This window comes from Stenotrophomonas sp. YJH_SMC_123, from assembly GCF_059368215.1.
In genome coordinates, this window is the sequence record NZ_JCAFRM010000009.1 from 1 (window position 1) to 17867 (window position 17867).

The window sequence follows — 17867 nt, forward strand, 5'->3', positions numbered from 1 at the left end:
AGAGCCACAGCCTGGCCCGCCTGGATGCCTGACACGCGGGGGAAGAGGGGCTTGTGTGCGAAGTAAAGGAGGAGGTGACGGCCGTAGGCCGGCGCCGGGGGACATTCGCACGCAAGCCCCTCTTCCCCCAGCGCTCGACCAGCCTGCTTTTCTGCTCGACGATGCAAAGAAAAAACGCGGCCCCGATGTTCCGGAGGCCGCGCCAGGAGAGAAGATGCCGTGGAAGGGGCAGGGGATCAGAACACGAAGCTGATACCGGCCACCGGGCCCTTGAATTCCTGCTTCAGGCCGACCGTGCCGTCGCTGCCCTTCTTGTCCACGTCCAGCTTGAACCAGTCGTAGCCGGCGAACACACCGAAGTTCTTGGTGAAGCGGTAATCGACGATCGCATTGGCGCGGCTCAGGTCGCCCTTGTAGTCATCGAAACTGCCCCAGCGCGTGTTCAGGTACTGGCCCTGCAGCGTGATCATCCAGCGCTCGGACGGAGTGAAGGTCATGCGCGCACCCACCACCGGTGCCACGCCATCGGCCTTCTCGTTGAGGAACTGGCCTTCATACACCGTGCCCAGGTCCGCGTAGCCCTTGGTGCTGACCTTGGCGTACTCGCCACCGATCTGCAGGCCCAGGTCGAAGGTGTCGGTATCGACGACCGAGTAGTCATAGACCAGGCTGGCCACCTGGTACTTCAGCTCGCCCTTCACGAAGCTGCCGGCCGGCACGCTCTCACCGCCGAAGGAAATGCCCTGGTCAAGCGTCTCGCGACGGTCCTTGTCGTACTTGAAGTAGTTGAAAAGCAGGCGCTGACGGTTGCTGATGCGGAACATGCCGTCGATGCGCGGCTCCCATTCCTTGCCACCCAGCTTGAAGTCCTGGTCCAGGGAGATGTCCTGGCCGGCCACGGTGGTGCTGCCACGCAGCGTGTTGTCCGAATCGATGTTCATCGCACCCAGACGGATGGCGAAGCGGTCGTCGCCTTCGGCGGCGTGGGCGGCATTGGCGAACGAGGCGCCGGCAGCGAGCAGGGAAAGGGCGAGCAGGGTGGGTACGGGGCGCATCGAAGAGTCCTTGCAGTGGTTCATCAGAATGAAGACCACTGTGCCGGACGCCGCCGTCCACCATCCGTGAACGTATGGTCCACGGAGTGTGCACGGTTCAGCCCTGTCGCGACGACGCAAAAAGAAAGATGGCCCCGGAGCCGGGCTTCGGGGCCATCGTGGGACCTGCGGGGCGGAGCGTCGACGAGGTTGCTGCAGGCAGGTCGAAAGATCGGACCGGCGCATCCAGCGAAAGTTCCGCGCCTGCGACCAAAGTTCAATACTGCAGTGCAGCATCACGCGGACGTCATTGTCCCCCCGGGTGGCACGCAAAAATGTAACCGTTACCGCAACTTGCGGCTTCCAGGGATGAACAGGCAGCGGTTGTCTCGCAAATTGTCCCATTGCTATAATTTGGCGGCTCGATGAGGCCCCCCTGCTGTAGCCGCCTCAGCCCTCCACTTGCAACCACGCGGGACGTCCTGTGCTGAACTCCGTTGATGCGGGTCGGCGACTGATGCTGCGCGCCGCGGTCTACCCGCTGGCCGCGGTGGCTGTCCTGGCCCTGGCCTTCCTGCTGGTAGGCCCGAAGTATGCCCTCGGCGCGCTGGCGTCCGGTGTGGCCATTTCGGCCGGCGGCTGGGTTGCGGCACGGATGGCTCTGGGCGGTGGTGCGGTGGCCGCAGGATCGGCGATGGCTCGCCTGATCATTGCGATCGTGGCCAAGTGGGTCGTGGTTTTCGGCGTCCTGCTGGTGGGGTTCCTGGTCTTCAAGCTGCCTGCATTGGCGCTGTTGGCCGGTATCGCCGTCGGCTTGATGTTCCAGGTCCTGGCCATGGCCAGGCGTTGACAGAATTCAATTAACTGAAGGTTCCGGACACATGGCGGGCGAGGCTCTAACCCCTACCAGCTACATCCAGCATCACCTGCACAACCTGACCGCACCGGTCGGCAAGGGTGAGGGTATGTTCTGGCATATCCACGTCGATACCTTCCTCACCGCCGTCCTGATGGGCCTGGTGATCGTTGTCGCGTTCTGGCTGGGAACCCGCAAGGCCACCGCCGGCGTGCCGGGCAAGTGGCAGGCCTTCGTCGAGATCTGCCTGGAGTTCGTCGACCGCCAGGCCAAGGACACCTACCACGGCAAGAGCAAGCTGGTCACGCCGATCGCCATCACGATCTTCTTCTGGATCCTGTTGATGAATCTGCTGAAGATGATTCCGGCCGATTTCATCGCCAAGCCGCTGGAATGGGTGGGCGTGCACTACTGGAAGCCGGTGCCGACCGCTGACGTCAATGCCACCCTCGGCATGGCCATCAGCGTGTTCTTCCTGATGCTGTTCTTCGCGCTCAAGTCCAAGGGCCTGGTCGGCTTCGTCAAGGAATTCCTGACGGCGCCGTTCGGCAAGTGGATGATGCCGTTCAACCTGATCCTCAACATCGTCGAGTGGCTGAGCAAGCCGATCTCGCTGGCGATGCGACTGTTCGGCAACATGTTCGGCGGCGAAATCGTGTTCCTGCTGATCTGGGTGCTGGGTGGTGCCGGTTTCTTCGGCGCCATCGCGGGTGGTGTGTTCGGCCTCGGCTGGATGCTGTTCCACCTGCTGGTGATCCCGCTGCAGGCCTTCATCTTCATGATGCTGTCGATCGTGTACCTGAGCCTGTCGGAAGACGCTCACTGAGTTTCAAGCTTCAACGCGTTTCAACCTTCATCCGTTTCATCACCCTTAGCAACTTAAGTTCCTGGAGATAACCATGTACTTCGCCGTCCTGACCAACTTCGCGCAGATTCAGAGCTCCACCGCCCTTGCCGTCGGCATCATGATCGGCCTGGCCGCGCTGGGCGCCGGTCTGGGTCTGGCCATCATGGCTGGTAAGTTCCTGGAGTCGGCCGCGCGCCAGCCGGAACTGATCCCGGTCCTGCAGGTCCGCATGTTCATCACCGCCGGCCTGATCGACGCCGCGTTCATCATCTCGGTCGCCGTTGGCCTGCTGCTGGCCTTCGCCAACCCGCTGTCGGCTGCCTTTGCTGGCGCCGTCACCAAGGCTCTGGCCGGCTGATACAGCGGTTTGAGACGACCGGGTGCTGATGCACCCGGTTTCGGATGAAGGCCGGATGTGCCGCTTCGGCGGCACGTCCACCCCGAAACCAGCGATCGAGCTAACCATGAATATCAATTTCACCCTTCTTGCGCAGGCGCTGGCCTTCGCTGGTCTGATCTGGATCATCGCGACCAAGATCTGGCCGCCGCTGATGAACGCGATCGAAGAGCGCCAGCAGAAGATTGCTGAAGGCCTCGCTGCTGCCGACCGCAGCCAGAAAGATCTGGCCCAGGCGCAGGAGAAGGTCAACGAAGCGCTGAAGGAAGCCCGCACCAAGGCCAACGAGATCATCGATCAGGCCCACGCGCGTGCCAACCAGATCGTTGATGCAGCCCGTAACGAAGCGATCACCGAAGCCACCCGTCAGAAGGAACTGGCCCAGGCTGAAATCGACGCCGCCGCCAACCGTGCCCGTGAAGATCTGCGCAAGCAGGTGTCCGCGCTGGCCGTGACCGGTGCCGAAAAGCTGCTCAAGCGCGAAATCGACGCCAACGCCCACAAGGCGCTGCTCGACGAGCTGGCCTCGGAGATCTAAGGATGAGTCAGGCCCTCACGCTTGCCCGCCCGTACGCCCGCGCCGCGTTCGCGACCGCGCGCGACGAAGGTGCGTTCGCGCCGTGGTCGGACGCCCTGGCGTTCTCCGCCCACGTCGCCGCCGACCCGCGCGTGGCGGCCCTGCTCGCCAACCCGGAGCTGGGTCGTGACGACGCCGTCGCCCTGCTGGCGCCGGTGTCGCACGGCGAGACCTACTCGCGCTTCCTGGCCATCCTGGCCGAATCGCATCGTCTGCCGCTGCTGCCGGAAATCTCCGGCATGTTCGACGCCCTGCGCGCCGAAGCCGAGCACGTGGTCAAGGCCACGGTGACCTCGGCTTCCGAGCTGTCGGCCGGCGAGCTGGACGCGATCAAGGCTGCGCTGCGCAAGCGCTTCAACCGCGAGGTCGACGTGACCACCGCGGTCGATGCTTCGCTGATCGGCGGCGCCGTGATCGACGCCGGCGACGTGGTCATCGATGGTTCGCTGAAGGGCAAGCTGGCCCGTCTGCAGACCGCGCTCGCTAACTGAATTCATTTAACGTCCGGCCCCGCTGCCGGCACTAGGACTTGACGATGGCAACCACGCTCAACCCCTCCGAAATCAGCGAACTGATCAAGAACCGCATCGAGAAGGTCAAGCTGGCCGCGGAATCGCGCAACGAAGGCACCGTGACCAGCGTGTCCGACGGCATCGTGCGCATCTTCGGTCTGGCCGACGTGATGCAGGGCGAAATGATCGAACTGCCGAACAACACCTTCGCCCTGGCCCTGAACCTGGAGCGCGACTCGGTCGGCGCCGTGGTCCTGGGTGACTACGAGCACCTGCGCGAAGGCGACGTCGCCAAGACCACCGGCCGCATCCTGGAAGTGCCGGTCGGCCCGGAACTGCTGGGCCGCGTCGTGAACGCGCTGGGCGAGCCGATCGACGGCAAGGGCCCGCTGGGCACCGACCTGACCGCTCCGGTGGAGCGTGTTGCGCCGGGCGTGATCTGGCGCAAGTCGGTCGACCAGCCGGTGCAGACCGGTTACAAGTCGGTCGACTCGATGATCCCGATCGGCCGTGGCCAGCGCGAGCTGATCATCGGTGACCGCCAGACCGGCAAGACCGCCATGGCGATCGATGCGGTGATCAACCAGAAGGGCACCGGCATCAAGTGCGTGTACGTTGCGATCGGCCAGAAGGCGTCGACCATCGCCAACATCGTGCGCAAGCTGGAAGAGAACGGCGCGCTGGCCCACACCATCGTGGTGGCCGCGACCGCTTCCGAATCGGCTGCCATGCAGTACATCAGCGCCTACTCGGGCTGCACCATGGGTGAGTACTTCATGGACCGCGGCGAAGACGCGCTGATCGTGTACGACGATCTGTCCAAGCAGGCCGTTGCCTACCGCCAGATCTCGCTGCTGCTGAAGCGTCCGCCGGGCCGTGAAGCCTACCCGGGTGACGTGTTCTACCTGCACTCCCGTCTGCTCGAGCGCGCTGCCCGCGTGTCCGAGGAATACGTCGAGAAGTTCACCGAAGGCAAGGTCACCGGCAAGACCGGTTCGCTGACCGCGCTGCCGATCATCGAGACCCAGGCCGGCGACGTGTCCGCCTTCGTTCCGACCAACGTGATCTCGATCACCGACGGCCAGATCTTCCTGGAAACCGACCTGTTCAACGCCGGCATCCGCCCGGCCGTGAACGCCGGTATCTCGGTGTCGCGCGTCGGTGGCTCGGCCCAGACCAAGATCATCAAGAAGCTGTCGGGCGGCATCCGCATCTCGCTGGCCCAGTACCGTGAGCTGGCTGCGTTCGCGCAGTTCGCCTCGGACCTGGACGAAGCGACCCGCAAGCAGCTGGAGCGTGGCCAGCGCGTCACCGAGCTGATGAAGCAGAAGCAGTACGCGCCGATGTCGATCGCCAACCAGGCGCTGTCGATCTACGCCGTCAACGAGGGTTACCTCGACGACGTGCCGGTCAACAAGCTGCTGGCGTTCGAAGAAGGCCTGCACGCCCACTTCGCCAACACCCAGGGCGAGCTGATCAGCAAGGTCAACGCCACCGGCGGTTGGGACAACGACATCGAAGGTGCCTTCAAGAAGGGCATCGCCGAGTTCAAGACCACCGGCAGCTGGTAATCGCGGTCCTGTAGAGCGGAGCCGCTGGCTCCGCTGGACCAGATGACAAACGGTTGAACAACGCGGGGCATCAGCCCCGCGCCACGGGAAACAAGAGATGGCAAGCGGACGCGAAATCAAAACCAAGATCAAGAGCGTGCAGAACACCCGCAAGGTGACGCGCGCCCTGGAAATGGTCTCGGCCTCCAAGATCCGCAAGGCGCAGGATCGGATGAAGACCTCGCGTCCGTACGCGCAGGCGATGAAGCAGGTGATCGGTCATCTGGCCCAGGCCAGCACCGACTACCAGCATCCGTTCCTGGTCGAGCGCGAGCAGGTCAAGCGGGTCGGTTTCATCGTGATCTCCTCCGATCGCGGTCTGGCCGGCGGCCTGAACAACAACCTGTTCCGCAAGATGCTGGGCGAAGCCAAGGCATGGCAGGACAAGGGTGCCGAAGTGGACCTGGTGACCATCGGCCAGAAGGCTTCGACCTTCTTCCGCCGCGTGAAGGTCAACATGGTCGGCAGCGTGACCCACATCGGCGACGTGCCGAAGCTGGAATCGCTGATCGGTGTGATCAAGGTCATGCTCGACGCCTTCACCGAAGGCAGGATCGACCGCGTGTACCTGGTCTACAACCGCTTCGTGAACACCATGGTGCAGAAGGCCAGCTTCGATCAGCTGCTGCCGCTGCCGCCGGCTGAGAAGCAGGTCGCTCACCACGACTGGGATTACCTGTACGAACCCGATGCCGCGACCGTGCTCGAGCACGTGATGACGCGTTACATCGAGTCGCTGGTGTACCAGGCACTGCTGGAAAACGTCGCCTCCGAGCATGCGGCACGCATGGTTGCGATGAAGGCGGCGAGCGACAACGCCAACAAGCTGATCGGCACCCTGCAGCTCGTCTACAACAAGGCGCGCCAGGCAGCGATCACCCAGGAAATCTCCGAAATCGTCGGCGGCGCGGCAGCAGTCTGACCGCGTTCGTTCAAAGCACACATTAGAGGATGCAGCAATGAGTCAGGGCAAGATCGTTCAGATCATCGGCGCGGTCGTCGACGTCGAATTCCCGCGTGAATCGGTGCCGAAGGTGTACGACGCACTGAAGGTGGAAAACACCGAGATCACCCTCGAAGTCCAGCAGCAGCTGGGCGACGGCGTGGTGCGTACCATCGCCCTCGGTTCCACCGACGGCCTGAAGCGCAACCTGGTTGCCGTCAACACCGGCCGTGGCATCTCGGTGCCGGTCGGCGCCGGCACCCTGGGCCGCATCATGGACGTGCTTGGCCGTCCGATCGACGAAGCCGGCCCGGTCGCTGCCAGCGACAACTGGGAAATCCACCGCGCTGCGCCGTCGTATGAAGACCAGTCCCCGGCCACCGAGCTGCTGGAAACCGGCATCAAGGTCATCGACCTGATGTGCCCGTTCGCCAAGGGCGGCAAGGTCGGCCTGTTCGGCGGCGCCGGCGTCGGCAAGACCGTCAACATGATGGAACTGATCAACAACATCGCCAAGGCGCACAGCGGTCTGTCCGTGTTCGCCGGCGTGGGTGAGCGTACCCGTGAGGGCAACGACTTCTACCACGAAATGAAGGACTCCAACGTCCTGGACAAGGTGGCGATGGTGTACGGCCAGATGAACGAGCCGCCGGGCAACCGTCTGCGCGTCGCCTTGACCGGCCTGACCATGGCCGAGTACTTCCGCGACGAGAAGGACGAAAACGGCAAGGGTAAGGACGTCCTGCTGTTCGTCGACAACATCTACCGTTACACCCTGGCCGGTACCGAAGTGTCGGCACTGCTGGGCCGCATGCCGTCCGCCGTGGGTTACCAGCCGACCCTGGCCGAGGAAATGGGCGTCCTGCAGGAGCGCATCACCTCGACCAAGAACGGTTCGATCACCTCGATCCAGGCCGTCTACGTTCCCGCGGACGACCTGACCGACCCGTCGCCGGCGACCACCTTCGCCCACCTGGACTCGACCGTGACCCTGTCGCGTTCGATCGCCTCGCTGGGTATCTACCCGGCCGTCGATCCGCTGGACTCCACCAGCCGCCAGATGGATCCGCTGGTCATCGGCCACGAGCACTACGACACCGCCCAGCGCGTCCAGCAGACCCTGCAGAAGTACAAGGAACTGAAGGACATCATCGCCATCCTGGGCATGGACGAACTGTCCGAAGAAGACAAGCAGGCCGTGTCGCGCGCCCGCAAGATCGAGCGCTTCTTCAGCCAGCCGTTCCACGTGGCCGAAGTGTTCACCGGTTCGCCGGGCAAGTACGTGCCGCTGAAGGACACCATCCGTGGCTTCAAGGCCATCGTCGATGGCGAGTACGACCACCTGCCGGAGCAGGCGTTCTACATGGTCGGCGGCATCGAAGAAGCGGTCGAGAAGGCCAAGAAGATGGCCGAGAAGGCCTGATCCGGGACGGGCGGGAGCGATCCTGCCCGACCTGACGCCGGCGCCGGGCAACCGCCCGCGCCGGTGGACCCCCACGGCGGCATTGCGCCGCCGCGAACAGCGAAGAGATTTGCATGAGCACGATCCGTTGCGACATCGTCAGCGCCGAGCAGGAAATCTTCCGTGGCGAAGCGACCCTGGTCGTGGCCACCGGTGAGCTGGGCGAACTGGGCATCGCGCCCAAGCACGCGCCGCTGATCACCCGCCTGAAGCCGGGCAAGGTGGTGGTGACCACGCCGAACGGCGAGCAGCTGGATTTCGCCATTTCCGGCGGCATCCTGGAAGTGCAGCCGCAGGTGGTGACCGTGCTGGCCGACACCGCGATCCGCGCGCAGGACATCGACGAAGCCTCGGTCCGCAAGGCCAAGGAAGAAGCCGAGCGCATCCTGGCCAACCGCGGCGAAGCGATGGAAGTGGCTGAAGCCCAGCAGAAGCTGGCCGAAGCCGTCGTCCAGCTGCAGGCGCTGGAGCGCCTGCGCAAGAATCTCAAGCACTGAGGTTCGCGCGTCATCAAGCACAAGCGCCGGCTAGCTGCCGGCGTTTTTGTTTGTTCGCCACAGGAGCAGGGAATGCAGCACCACTCGACAGCGATTGAAGGCGGCAGCTGGCAGCGGCCGTGGCGCACACCGGCAGGCGTGTTCCTGATTGCGTGGATCGTTCTGTGCCTGCCATGGCTCACTGGCATCAAGACCATTCCCTTTGATGCCGTGCAGCAGTTCTTCCCGGCGGTCAGTTTCAGTGCCGAGCAGTTGCGTCACCTGCAGGCCCCCTGGTGGAATCCGTATCTCTACGGTGGCTACCCGCAGGTGGCCGATCCGCAGATGATGACGCTGCAGCCGACGATGCTGCTGCCGATGCTGCTGGCGCCGGGCTCCCTGCACCTGTTCACGGTGGTGGTGCTGCTGCATGTGCTGGCAGGCGGCCTGGGTGCACTGCGGTTGAGCCGCGTGCAGGGCATGCCGCCGCCGGCGCAGCTGCTGTTCGCACTCACGCTGATGTTTGGTGGCGTGGCCGCGTCGCGCCTGCAGCACACGCCGATGATCATCAGCTACTGCCTGCTGCCCTGGCTGTGGCTGGGCCTGGAGCAGGTCCGCCGGCGGGGACGGATGCGCGACATCCTGCTGGCCGGTGTGGCCGGCGGGATGTGTGCGCTTCAACTGACCCAGGTCACCTATTTCATCATCCTCGCGTGCGTGATCTACGCCGTGGCTGCTGTCGTGCTGGCACAGGGGCAGCGCATGCGCCTGCTGTGGCAGCTGGGCGTGGTGGCCATTCTCGCCGGTGGTGTCAGTGCGCCGCAGTGGCTGTCCACGCTGGCCTGGCTGGACCAGACCAATCGCAATGGGCTGACGCTGGAAGCCGCGCTGCCGGGTGCCATCCACTGGCAGACACTGGTGACACTGCTGTCGGGCAACGTTTTCTCGCAGGGGCGCGGCGACAGCTGGGCCTTCGGTGATATCAGCGCCGATTACCTCTATGTGGGGGCAGTGCCGCTGGCGCTGTGGCTGCTCTGGGGCGGTGAGGTGCTGCGGCGCAAGCCGGCGGCGACGCGCGTCGCGCTGTGTGCGCTGACGCTGGCGATCATGGTCGCGGTGGGTGGCGCCACGCCGCTGTTCCCCTGGTTGTTCGGCTGGCTTCCGGGGCTGGACCTGTTCCGGCGCCCGTCCGATGCGCTGTTCCTTACCGTGCCTGCGGCGGCGTGGCTGGGTGCCAGTGCCCTGCAGGTTGCCCTGCAGCGGCAGCCATTGCGATTGCATCGGGTGTCCGTGGCGGTCGTCGCAGTGCTGGGCGCGTGCGCTGCGTGGCTGGCGATCGATCATGGTCATCCGCTCGCTTTCGCCTGGCTTGCGGTCAGCGCCGCGCTGGGCGTAGCCGCGGTGTGGGTGCTGCGCCGCCACCAGTCACCTGCGCGCTGGGTGCTGGCGCTGGTGCTGTTGGACCTGCTGCTGTTCAACGTCGGCACCAGGTTCAACGCGGGCAGCGGCACAAAGTCGGTGCTCACCGCCGATCGTGCGGGTCCTGCGCAGCGCGCCTATGCGCTGCTGGCGGCAGAGCGGCATATCGGCATACCCGAGCGCGCGGTGGTCTTCGGCATCGGCGGACTCACCAACGGCGCGGCGGTGCATGCCATTGCGCTGGCAAACGGCTACAACCCGCTGCTGGCAAGCGACTATCTGCAGATGACCGGGATGCCGGGCGAGCCGGTGGATACCTTCCAGCAGAAGGTCCCCACCGCCTGGATGCCAGACACCGCTGCTCCCCTGTACGACCTGCTGGGCGTGCGTTGGCTGCTGGCCCAGGAGCCGTTCCCGGGCTCCAGCGCGCAGGGCGACCAGGTGGAACTTGCGCGGCGTGACAGCGTGCTGCCACGGGTGCTGAATCCGCGGCAGGTGCGCCGCCATGAGGAACGTCTACCGCCTGCGCCGCTGTTCAACCAGACCGATTTCAACCGGCAGCTATGGCTGCCGGCAGCCGCCAGCAGCCACTGTGCGGAACAGGATGCCGGCGAGGCCACGGTACAGGTGCTGCACTACCAGCCTGGACGCATCGAGCTGACGGTGGTGGCCGACCATGCAGCATGGGTGGTGATCAACGAAACCACCGGTCGTGGCTGGCAGGCGCAGCTCGAGGATGGCCAGGTACTGCCGCTGCTGCGCGGCAATGGCCTCTTCCATGCGTTGTGCGTGCCGGCCGGGCAGCATCAGGTGCGGTTGCGCTACAGCGCGCTGCAGCTGTGGCGTGAGGGACTGGGAGCGCGCCTGCGCAGTGACGGTGATCGCTGATCGCTGACCGCTGACCGCTGACCGCGATCAGCGGTACACCACGTGGCGCATCAACAGGAACGACACGCACGCCAGCCCGCCTTCCACCAGTGGCTTGGCCAGCCAGGTGTACTGCAGGCCCAGCGCGTGGTCGACCAGGCTCACCAGCAACGTGCTTGCCGCGGTCAGCAGCAGCCACAGCGCGAAAAAGCGTGCGAAACGCCTCCAGCCCAGCTTGTGGGTGCCGGCCTCGGCAAAGGTGTAGCGGCCGTTGAGCCAGAAGCCCAGCAGCATGCCGGCCAGGCGCCCGGCGACGTTGGCCGGTGCGACCGGCATGCCAAGCGCGGTGGCGACCACGAACACCAGCCAATCGATCAGCAGCTGCACGAGCCCGATCACGAGGTAGGCGCTTCCCTGGCGGACAAGGCTCATCGGCATGGTGAAGGAGGAGGGATGCCCATGTTAACGGCGTACGCTCTAGAATCGTCGGCAACGAACCACGGACTGCCGTTCCCATGACCCAAGCCCTGCACGTCATCATCCTCGCCGCCGGCGCCGGCAAGCGCATGAGGTCGGTGCTGCCGAAGGTGCTGCAGCCGATCGCCGGCCAACCGATGCTGGCGCACGTGATCGATGCGGCCCGCGAACTGCAACCGGCGGCCATCCATGTGGTCTACGGCCATGGCGGTGAGGCGGTGCGGCAACAGTTCGCCGACCAGCCCGACCTGCAGTGGGCTGAACAGGCGCAGCAGCTGGGTACGGGCCACGCGGTGGCGCAGGCGATGCCGCAGGTGCCGGATGCCGTGCAGGTGCTGGTGCTGTACGGCGATGTACCGCTGATCCGCGCGCAGACCCTGCGCGATCTGCTGGCGCAGCCAGGGCGGTTGGCGGTGCTGGTCGCCGAGGTTGATGACCCGACCGGTTACGGCCGCGTGCTGCGCGATGCCGAAGGCAAGGTGGGAGCGATCGTCGAGCAGAAGGACGCGACCGACGACCAGCTGCGCGTGCGCACGATCAACACCGGCATCATCGCCGCGGAGTCGACCGCGCTGCGCCGCTGGCTGTCGCAGCTGTCCAACCGCAATGCACAGGGCGAGTACTACCTGACCGATGTGTTCGCGTTTGCCGCGCATGAGTACACCCCGGCCGAAATGGCGCTGGTGGCCGACGCGCAGGAAGCCGAGGGGGCAAACGATCCCTGGCAGCTGTCGCAGCTGGAGCGTGCCTGGCAGCATCGCGCCGTGCGTGCGCTGTGCGCACAGGGTGCACGCGTGCGCGACCCGGCACGACTCGACATCCGTGGCACCGTCACCGTGGGCAGTGACGTGCTGATCGATGTCGATGTCGTTCTCGAAGGCGACATCGTGCTCGGCGACGGCGTTACCATCGGTCCGTTCAACCGCCTGAAGGACGTTACTCTCGGCCCCGGTACCGAAGTACGCGCGCACTGTGATCTGGAGGGTGTGGTCACCGAAGGCGCGGCGCTGGTCGGTCCGTTCGCGCGCCTCCGCCCAGGTACCGTGCTGGCCGATGGCGTGCACGTCGGCAACTTCGTCGAAACCAAGAAGGTCACCCTCGGCGTCGGCAGCAAGGCCAACCACCTCACCTATCTGGGTGATGCGGTGATCGGCAGCAAGGTGAACATCGGTGCCGGCACCATCACCTGCAACTACGACGGCGTGAACAAGTCGACCACCACCATCGGCGACAACGCGTTCATCGGTTCCAACAGTTCGCTGGTGGCGCCGCTGACGATCGGCGAGGGCGCGACCATCGCTGCCGGTTCGGTCATCACCCGCACCGCCCCGGACGGCAAGCTGACACTGGCCCGCGCACGACAGGAAACCATCGATGGCTGGAAGCGCCCGGTCAAGAAGTCCTGAGCCACGTATTCCGCATGCCGACGAGCTCGGCGTGCTGCCGGCAATTGAACAGCGTGCCGGCGAACTGCTGAAGGATCACGAAGCCCATCCGGTATTTGCCGGCCACGGCCTGGATCTGCCGACGCTGCAGGACGGCCTTCAGCGGGGCCAGCTGTGGGTTGTGGATGGCCCCGTCGGCGACATTGCCGGCTACCTGCTGGGCGGCGAGCTGTGTGGCGAGTTCCATGTCCTGCAGATGGATGTGGACCCCGCGCACGCGCGTCGTGGCCATGGCCGCGCATTGCTGCGGTACGCCTTGGCGCAGGCCAGGGCCACCGGCTTTGCTGCAGCGGTGCTGACCACCTTGAGCGATGTGCCATGGAATGCAGCCTTCTATGCCAGCGAAGGGTTCGACGTAGTGCCTGAGGCTGAGTGGAACGACGGCCTGCGCGCCGTCATGGCCGAAGAGGCTGCGCTCGGGTTTCCGATGCACCTGCGGGTGGCGATGCGGCGGACCTGGTAGGTGCCGGCCCTGGTCGGCACATCCACGCATGGCGTGGATCTACCCGATCGGCCCGCTCAACCCACCGGCAACAGGATCGACACGCACAACCCGCCATCGCCGCGGTTCTGCAGCGACACGCGGCCACCGTGCGCTTCCACGATCTCGCGCGTCAGTGCCAACCCCAGGCCGGTGCCGTTGCGCTTGGTCGAATAGAACGGCATCAAGGCGTTCTGCAGCACCTGCTCGTTCATGCCCTTGCCGCGATCCAGTACGTCCAGGCGCAGCCATTGCGGCAGCCGCGTGAGTTGCACCTGTACGTCATCGTTGGGCGGATCGGCCTCGGCGCAGGCTTCATGCGCGTTCTTCAGAAGGTTCAACAGCGCCTGCCCGAACTGCGCGATGTCGATGCGGCTGCTCAGGTCCTCGTCCGGCTCGCGTTCCATGGTGAACGGGATCTGCTGGCGCAGGCTGGACAGGAACGGCGCCCAGTGCACGGTCTGCAGTTGCGGCTGCGGCAGCTTTGCGAAGCGTGCATAGCCACGGATGAAGCCTTCCAGGTGGCGTGCGCGGTCCTCGATGGTGGTGAAGATCTCCGGCAACCGGTCGAAGCGTTCGCGCTGCACCAGCACGCCACCGGAGTGGGCCAGCGAGGCGATCGGTGCCAGTGAGTTGTTGAGCTCGTGGCTGATCACCCGGATCACCTTCTTCCACGTCTGCACTTCCTGGCGGCGCAGTTCGGCGGTGAGCAGGCGTACCAGCAGCAGGTCGTGCGGACGGCCGTTGAGCTGGAAGGCGCGGCGCGACAGGTGGTAGACCTGCTCGTCATCCTCGTCGCCGTCCTCGCCCTCGGCATGCACCGCGAACAGGCTGTCGCCGCCACGGGCGATGGCATCGCGCAGCTCTACCGGCACCTGTTCCAGCACCTCTTCCAGACGCTGGCCTTCCAGCTTCCAGCCGCCATGCAGCAGCTTGCGCGCAGCCAGGTTGGAGAACACCACGCGGGCGATGCCATCGCCGCCGGAGGCAATCAGAAGCATGGCCACCGGCGTGTTCTGCACCATGGTGTCCAGCAGCAGTTCGCGCTGCACCAGGCCCTGCCGCTGTTCGCGCAGCACATCGCCCAGCTCGCGGTGCGCCTGCACCAGGTCGCCCAGTTCGTCGTTGCCCGGCCAGTACACGCCGAAGTTGTACTCGCCGTCGCGGTAGCTGCTGGTGGTGCCGGACAGTGCACGCATCAGCGAGCGCACCGGTGCGGTGGCACGGCGCAGGGTCCACCACATCAACGCCAGCAGGATCACGGCCGACGCCGTGGTCACCACCCAGCCATGGTTCATCCAGTACGCCAGCAGCCACGGCAGCGCAGCGGCCAGCGCCAGCACCGGCAGCAGGCGCAGGAACAGGCGGAAGGTGAACGAGCGCCGTTTCATTCGCGTGGGATGCCGTGGCGGTCCATGCGCCGGTACAGGGCCTGGCGGCTCAGGCCGAGTTCGGCAGCCGCCTGGGCGATGACGCCGTGGTTGCGTGCCAGCACGTCCTCGATGCGCTCGCGGTCGGGATCGTTGCCAGCGCTCGGTGCGGGGCGTGGCGCCGGTGCGGTGCGCGGCAGGTTCAGGTCGGCCACCTCGATGCGGTTGCCGGTCGCCAGCAGTTCGGCACGCTGGATCACGTTGCGCAGTTCGCGCACGTTGCCCGGCCACGGGTGCCGTTGCAGGGCGGCACTGGCGGCACTGGACAGCGGCTTGCCGGCCGTCAGGAAACGCTCGGCCAGTGGAACGATGTCGCCCGCGCGCTCGGCCAACGGCGGTAGTACCAGTTCCACTGTATTGAGGCGGTAATAGAGATCTTCGCGGAACGTGCCGTCGCGGATCATCGCCGGCAGGTCGGCATTGGTCGCGCTGACCACGCGGACTTTGACCTGGCGTTCGCGATTGGAACCCAGGCGCTCGAAGCGGCCGGTTTCCAGCACGCGCAACAGCTTCATCTGCCCGCCCAGCGACAGGTTGCCGATCTCATCCAGGAACAGCGTGCCTCCGTCGGCGGCTTCGAACTTGCCCTCGCGTGCCTTGTTGGCGCCGGTGTAGGCGCCGGCCTCGGCACCGAACAGTTCGGCCTCGATCAGCTCCGACGGCAACGCGCCGCAGTTGACCGTGATGAACGGGCCCTTGGCCACCAGTGAATTGGCCTGGATGATCTGCGCGATCTTCTCCTTGCCGGCACCATTGGGACCGGTGATCAGCACCGGCAGCTCGGAGCGCGCGACCTGGCAGGCCAGGGCGATGACGCGCTCGCTGGCCGGATCGGCGAAGACCGCACTGCACAGGTCGTACTTTTCTTCCAGCGCATTGCGCTGGCGCAGCTCGCGGCTGCGGCGGCGGTCCAGTTCGCGCCGCGCCTCGGACAGCTCCAGCAGGTTGTTGACCGTGGTCAGCAGCTTGCGGTCGTCCCAGGGCTTGGCCAGGTAGTCGGCGGCGCCGGCCTTGACCAGGTCCACCGCGCTGCTCAGGTGGGTCCAGGCCGTCAGCAGGATCACCGGCAGGTCCGGGTGGCGTGCGCGGATCTGTGCGAACAGCGCTTCGCCCTCCTCGCCGGAGGTGGTGTCCTCGCTGAAGTTCATGTCCTGGATCACCAGGTCGACCGGCTGCGACTCGAGCAGGGCCAGCCCCTCGGCCGGGCTCTGCGCCTGCAGGGTGTCGATGTCGTGCAGGGAGAACAGCACGTCCAGTGCAGTGCCCACACTGGCGTTGTCGTCGATGATCAGGATCGAAGGCATCAAGCGGTTCTGCAGAAAGGGATGGGCGGCGCCGATGGAGCCGTGTTCGTGTCCATACGCCGGGAGAGCCCGGCGCCACCCATCAAGCATAGCCAAACCCGTAGCCGTCGGGGCGGCGGGCTCAGCGTCGGGGCGGCGGCGGTGGCGGTGCTGGCGGAGGCGGAGCGACCAGCGCCCTGCGCCAGGCAGCGGCGTCCACCGCGACCGTCAGTTCCTGCCTGTCGCGCTGCAGCAGGAGATAGGCCCTGGCGGCGCTTGAACGCCGCAGGGCCTCGGCAAGATGCTCGATCCTGCGTACGGTGGTGTCATCCACCCGCAGGATGCGATCGCCGCTGCGCACGCCGAAGCGGGCTTCCGGGCCGGCGGCTTCCACGCGCACCTGGCCTTCGCTCGAACGCAATGCCAGGCGCGCATCGTCCTGGCGCCACTCCAGTGTCTGCGAGCTGCCACCGCCGGCCAGTGCCGGCAGTGGCAGGAGCATCATCATCAGCATCCAGCGGATACGCATCTCATGCGCCCCGCGTGGCAACCGCAGGCGGTACCGCTGCCGCGCGCCGGGCCGGCCCGAACACCGCGATCTGGCCAAGCACCCACAGCAGCAGTGCGCCCAGCGGCAGGTAGTGCAGCGGCATGCGCGGCAGCTCGTACATGTTCATCAGTGCCAGGTTGATCGCATAGGCGGCCAGCATGCCCAGCACGATGCCCAGCGTGGCCAGCAGGAAGTTCTCGGTCTGGAAGTAGCGCAGGATCTGCCCACGCGTCGCGCCGAGCGCGCGACGGATACCAATCTGCTTGCTGCGCTGCTGCACCCAGAAGCTGGCCAGGCCGATGATGCCCAGTGCGGTGACCACCAGCAGCGAGATGCACACCGTGATCAGCAGCCCGACCATGGCCCTGTCGTTCTTGAAGTAGTCATTGCGCTGCGCCTCATAGGTCAGCTTCTCGCGCACCAGCCGGTTGGGGTCGTTGCGTTCAAGCGCGGCGATCGCGCCCTTGAGTACTTCCTCGCGCCGTTCCGGAGCGGTGCGCAGGACGTACGGGCCCTGGGTGAAATCGGTCCGCACAGGCAGCACCATCGACAGCGTGGTGTTGTTGTTGTAATCGGTGGGCGTGGCCAATGACGCGACAATACCCACCACGTGCAGTGGCTGCTTGCCCATGTAGAACGTCTTGCCCAGTGCGTTCTCGCCGGGGTACAGCCTGTCGGCGAGCGTGCGGCTGATGATCACCGAGGAGGCGGTATTGGTGGAGGCGTTCTTCTGTGCATCCTCGACGTTGCTGTATTCACTGGGCTGGAAGTCGCGGCCGGCGGTCAGCTGCAGTCCAAGCGTGGACAGTCCACCTTCGCCGAACATGTACATGGTGACGAAGGCGGTCGGACGTTCCTGTTCCTGCTTCAGCGAAACGCTGGTATTGGAGGAGTTCGGGCGGAACGGCAGCTGGTTGACCTTCGCGGCTGCGGTGACCCCGGGAACGGCGCGCAGGGCGGACAGGTCCTCCTGGGTGCGGGCCTGGCCATTGGTCTGCTTGCCGATGCCGCTGACCCGGACGAACACCAGCTCGTTCTCGGCCAGGCCGCTGGTCTGGCTGATCCGTTCAACGCGCTGGGTGACCAGGAACAGGGCATTGCAGACGATGGCGCAGGTCAGGGCGACTTCCAGCACGATCAGGGCGGCGGCTGTCTTGTGCCGGCGCAGGGTGCTGAGGATGGGGCGGATATCCATGGGAGG

18 protein-coding genes are annotated in these 17867 nt (G+C 65.6%); 12 read left to right on the forward strand and 6 right to left on the reverse strand.

Annotation, left to right across the window (positions count from 1 at the left end; all coding sequences use genetic code 11):
* Positions 1-236: 236 nt before the first annotated feature.
* Positions 237-1055: a hypothetical protein gene (locus AC5P5W_RS18020; protein ID WP_046432636.1), complete on the reverse strand. Its 819-nt coding sequence runs from the start codon at positions 1053-1055 to the stop codon at positions 237-239.
* 463 nt (positions 1056-1518) lie between these two features.
* On the opposite strand from AC5P5W_RS18020, the gene AC5P5W_RS18025 reads away from it, so the two are divergent.
* The 10 genes from AC5P5W_RS18025 (at position 1519) to AC5P5W_RS18070 (ending at position 11021) form a co-directional block, all read left to right on the forward strand.
* Complete coding sequence (locus AC5P5W_RS18025; RefSeq protein WP_014648497.1) at positions 1519-1884, forward strand: hypothetical protein; 366 nt, start codon at positions 1519-1521, stop codon at positions 1882-1884.
* 31 nt (positions 1885-1915) lie between these two features.
* On the forward strand, positions 1916-2716 hold the full coding sequence (gene atpB / locus AC5P5W_RS18030) for a F0F1 ATP synthase subunit A (RefSeq protein ID WP_014038569.1): 801 nt from the start codon (positions 1916-1918) through the stop codon (positions 2714-2716).
* Positions 2717-2789: 73 nt separating this feature from the next.
* Positions 2790-3095 (forward strand): F0F1 ATP synthase subunit C, encoded by a 306-nt coding sequence (atpE, locus tag AC5P5W_RS18035; RefSeq protein ID WP_005411133.1) that lies wholly within the window; start codon positions 2790-2792, stop codon positions 3093-3095.
* Positions 3096-3201: 106 nt separating this feature from the next.
* Entirely contained in the window at positions 3202-3672 is a 471-nt protein-coding gene (locus AC5P5W_RS18040) for a F0F1 ATP synthase subunit B (RefSeq protein ID WP_005419512.1), read from the forward strand.
* Positions 3673-3674: 2 nt separating this feature from the next.
* The gene (locus tag AC5P5W_RS18045) at positions 3675-4202 is read left to right on the forward strand and encodes a F0F1 ATP synthase subunit delta (protein ID WP_014648495.1); all 528 of its coding nucleotides are present in this window, start codon (positions 3675-3677) and stop codon (positions 4200-4202) included.
* A gap of 44 nt (positions 4203-4246) precedes the next feature.
* Entirely contained in the window at positions 4247-5794 is a 1548-nt protein-coding gene (gene atpA, locus AC5P5W_RS18050; protein ID WP_005419511.1) for a F0F1 ATP synthase subunit alpha, read from the forward strand.
* Positions 5795-5891: 97 nt separating this feature from the next.
* Positions 5892-6755 carry a F0F1 ATP synthase subunit gamma gene (gene atpG / locus AC5P5W_RS18055; protein WP_014648494.1) on the forward strand — a complete coding sequence of 288 codons (864 nt, stop codon included), beginning with the start codon at positions 5892-5894 and terminating at the stop codon, positions 6753-6755.
* 37 nt (positions 6756-6792) lie between these two features.
* The gene (atpD, locus tag AC5P5W_RS18060; RefSeq protein ID WP_005419510.1) at positions 6793-8199 is read left to right on the forward strand and encodes a F0F1 ATP synthase subunit beta; all 1407 of its coding nucleotides are present in this window, start codon (positions 6793-6795) and stop codon (positions 8197-8199) included.
* Between the two features lie 113 nt (positions 8200-8312).
* Positions 8313-8735: a F0F1 ATP synthase subunit epsilon gene (locus tag AC5P5W_RS18065; protein ID WP_005419509.1), complete on the forward strand. Its 423-nt coding sequence runs from the start codon at positions 8313-8315 to the stop codon at positions 8733-8735.
* A gap of 72 nt (positions 8736-8807) precedes the next feature.
* Positions 8808-11021, forward strand: coding sequence for a hypothetical protein (locus tag AC5P5W_RS18070; RefSeq protein WP_197575021.1), 2214 nt, complete (start codon positions 8808-8810; stop codon positions 11019-11021).
* Positions 11022-11048: 27 nt separating this feature from the next.
* Here AC5P5W_RS18070 and AC5P5W_RS18075 read toward each other — a convergent pair whose 3' ends face one another.
* Entirely contained in the window at positions 11049-11432 is a 384-nt protein-coding gene (locus tag AC5P5W_RS18075) for a GtrA family protein (RefSeq protein ID WP_197575023.1), read from the reverse strand.
* Positions 11433-11515: 83 nt separating this feature from the next.
* Here AC5P5W_RS18075 and glmU point away from each other — a divergent pair, with 83 nt between their 5' ends.
* Both glmU and AC5P5W_RS18085 read left to right on the forward strand, forming a co-directional pair.
* On the forward strand, positions 11516-12883 hold the full coding sequence (glmU, locus tag AC5P5W_RS18080; RefSeq protein ID WP_197575025.1) for a bifunctional UDP-N-acetylglucosamine diphosphorylase/glucosamine-1-phosphate N-acetyltransferase GlmU: 1368 nt from the start codon (positions 11516-11518) through the stop codon (positions 12881-12883).
* Positions 12852-13385: a GNAT family N-acetyltransferase gene (locus AC5P5W_RS18085; protein ID WP_197575027.1), complete on the forward strand. Its 534-nt coding sequence runs from the start codon at positions 12852-12854 to the stop codon at positions 13383-13385. Before glmU ends, AC5P5W_RS18085 begins: the two co-directional genes overlap by 32 nt.
* Positions 13386-13441: 56 nt before the next feature.
* Here AC5P5W_RS18085 and AC5P5W_RS18090 read toward each other — a convergent pair whose 3' ends face one another.
* The 4 genes from AC5P5W_RS18090 to AC5P5W_RS18105 all read right to left on the reverse strand — a co-directional run bounded on the left by AC5P5W_RS18090 (position 13442) and on the right by AC5P5W_RS18105 (position 17861).
* Positions 13442-14794, reverse strand: a complete 1353-nt coding sequence (locus AC5P5W_RS18090; protein ID WP_014648489.1) for a sensor histidine kinase — start codon at positions 14792-14794, stop codon at positions 13442-13444.
* Positions 14791-16137: a sigma 54-interacting transcriptional regulator gene (locus tag AC5P5W_RS18095; RefSeq protein ID WP_197575029.1), complete on the reverse strand. Its 1347-nt coding sequence runs from the start codon at positions 16135-16137 to the stop codon at positions 14791-14793. The genes AC5P5W_RS18090 and AC5P5W_RS18095 overlap by 4 nt, the downstream gene beginning before the upstream one ends.
* 121 nt (positions 16138-16258) lie before the next feature.
* Positions 16259-16630: a PDZ domain-containing protein gene (locus AC5P5W_RS18100; protein WP_014648487.1), complete on the reverse strand. Its 372-nt coding sequence runs from the start codon at positions 16628-16630 to the stop codon at positions 16259-16261.
* Between the two features lie 16 nt (positions 16631-16646).
* Entirely contained in the window at positions 16647-17861 is a 1215-nt protein-coding gene (locus tag AC5P5W_RS18105) for an ABC transporter permease (RefSeq protein WP_014648486.1), read from the reverse strand.
* Between the last annotated feature and the right edge of the window lie 6 nt (positions 17862-17867).

Bases quoted from the DNA above. Each gene is read 5' to 3' on its own strand.
- AC5P5W_RS18105 (WP_014648486.1), bottom strand. From the start codon at position 17,861: ATGGATATCCGCCCCATCCTCAGCACCCTGCGCCGGCACAAGACAGCC.
- AC5P5W_RS18020 (WP_046432636.1), bottom strand. From the start codon at position 1,055: ATGCGCCCCGTACCCACCCTGCTCGCCCTTTCCCTGCTCGCTGCCGGC.
- AC5P5W_RS18040 (WP_005419512.1), top strand. From the start codon at position 3,202: ATGAATATCAATTTCACCCTTCTTGCGCAGGCGCTGGCCTTCGCTGGT.
- atpB (WP_014038569.1), top strand. From the start codon at position 1,916: ATGGCGGGCGAGGCTCTAACCCCTACCAGCTACATCCAGCATCACCTG.
- AC5P5W_RS18090 (WP_014648489.1), bottom strand. From the start codon at position 14,794: ATGAAACGGCGCTCGTTCACCTTCCGCCTGTTCCTGCGCCTGCTGCCG.
- AC5P5W_RS18065 (WP_005419509.1), top strand. From the start codon at position 8,313: ATGAGCACGATCCGTTGCGACATCGTCAGCGCCGAGCAGGAAATCTTC.
- atpD (WP_005419510.1), top strand. From the start codon at position 6,793: ATGAGTCAGGGCAAGATCGTTCAGATCATCGGCGCGGTCGTCGACGTC.
- glmU (WP_197575025.1), top strand. From the start codon at position 11,516: ATGACCCAAGCCCTGCACGTCATCATCCTCGCCGCCGGCGCCGGCAAG.
- AC5P5W_RS18095 (WP_197575029.1), bottom strand. From the start codon at position 16,137: ATGCCTTCGATCCTGATCATCGACGACAACGCCAGTGTGGGCACTGCA.
- AC5P5W_RS18085 (WP_197575027.1), top strand. From the start codon at position 12,852: ATGGCTGGAAGCGCCCGGTCAAGAAGTCCTGAGCCACGTATTCCGCAT.
- atpG (WP_014648494.1), top strand. From the start codon at position 5,892: ATGGCAAGCGGACGCGAAATCAAAACCAAGATCAAGAGCGTGCAGAAC.
- AC5P5W_RS18045 (WP_014648495.1), top strand. From the start codon at position 3,675: ATGAGTCAGGCCCTCACGCTTGCCCGCCCGTACGCCCGCGCCGCGTTC.
- AC5P5W_RS18100 (WP_014648487.1), bottom strand. From the start codon at position 16,630: ATGCTGATGATGATGCTCCTGCCACTGCCGGCACTGGCCGGCGGTGGC.
- atpE (WP_005411133.1), top strand. From the start codon at position 2,790: ATGTACTTCGCCGTCCTGACCAACTTCGCGCAGATTCAGAGCTCCACC.
- AC5P5W_RS18070 (WP_197575021.1), top strand. From the start codon at position 8,808: ATGCAGCACCACTCGACAGCGATTGAAGGCGGCAGCTGGCAGCGGCCG.
- atpA (WP_005419511.1), top strand. From the start codon at position 4,247: ATGGCAACCACGCTCAACCCCTCCGAAATCAGCGAACTGATCAAGAAC.
- AC5P5W_RS18075 (WP_197575023.1), bottom strand. From the start codon at position 11,432: ATGAGCCTTGTCCGCCAGGGAAGCGCCTACCTCGTGATCGGGCTCGTG.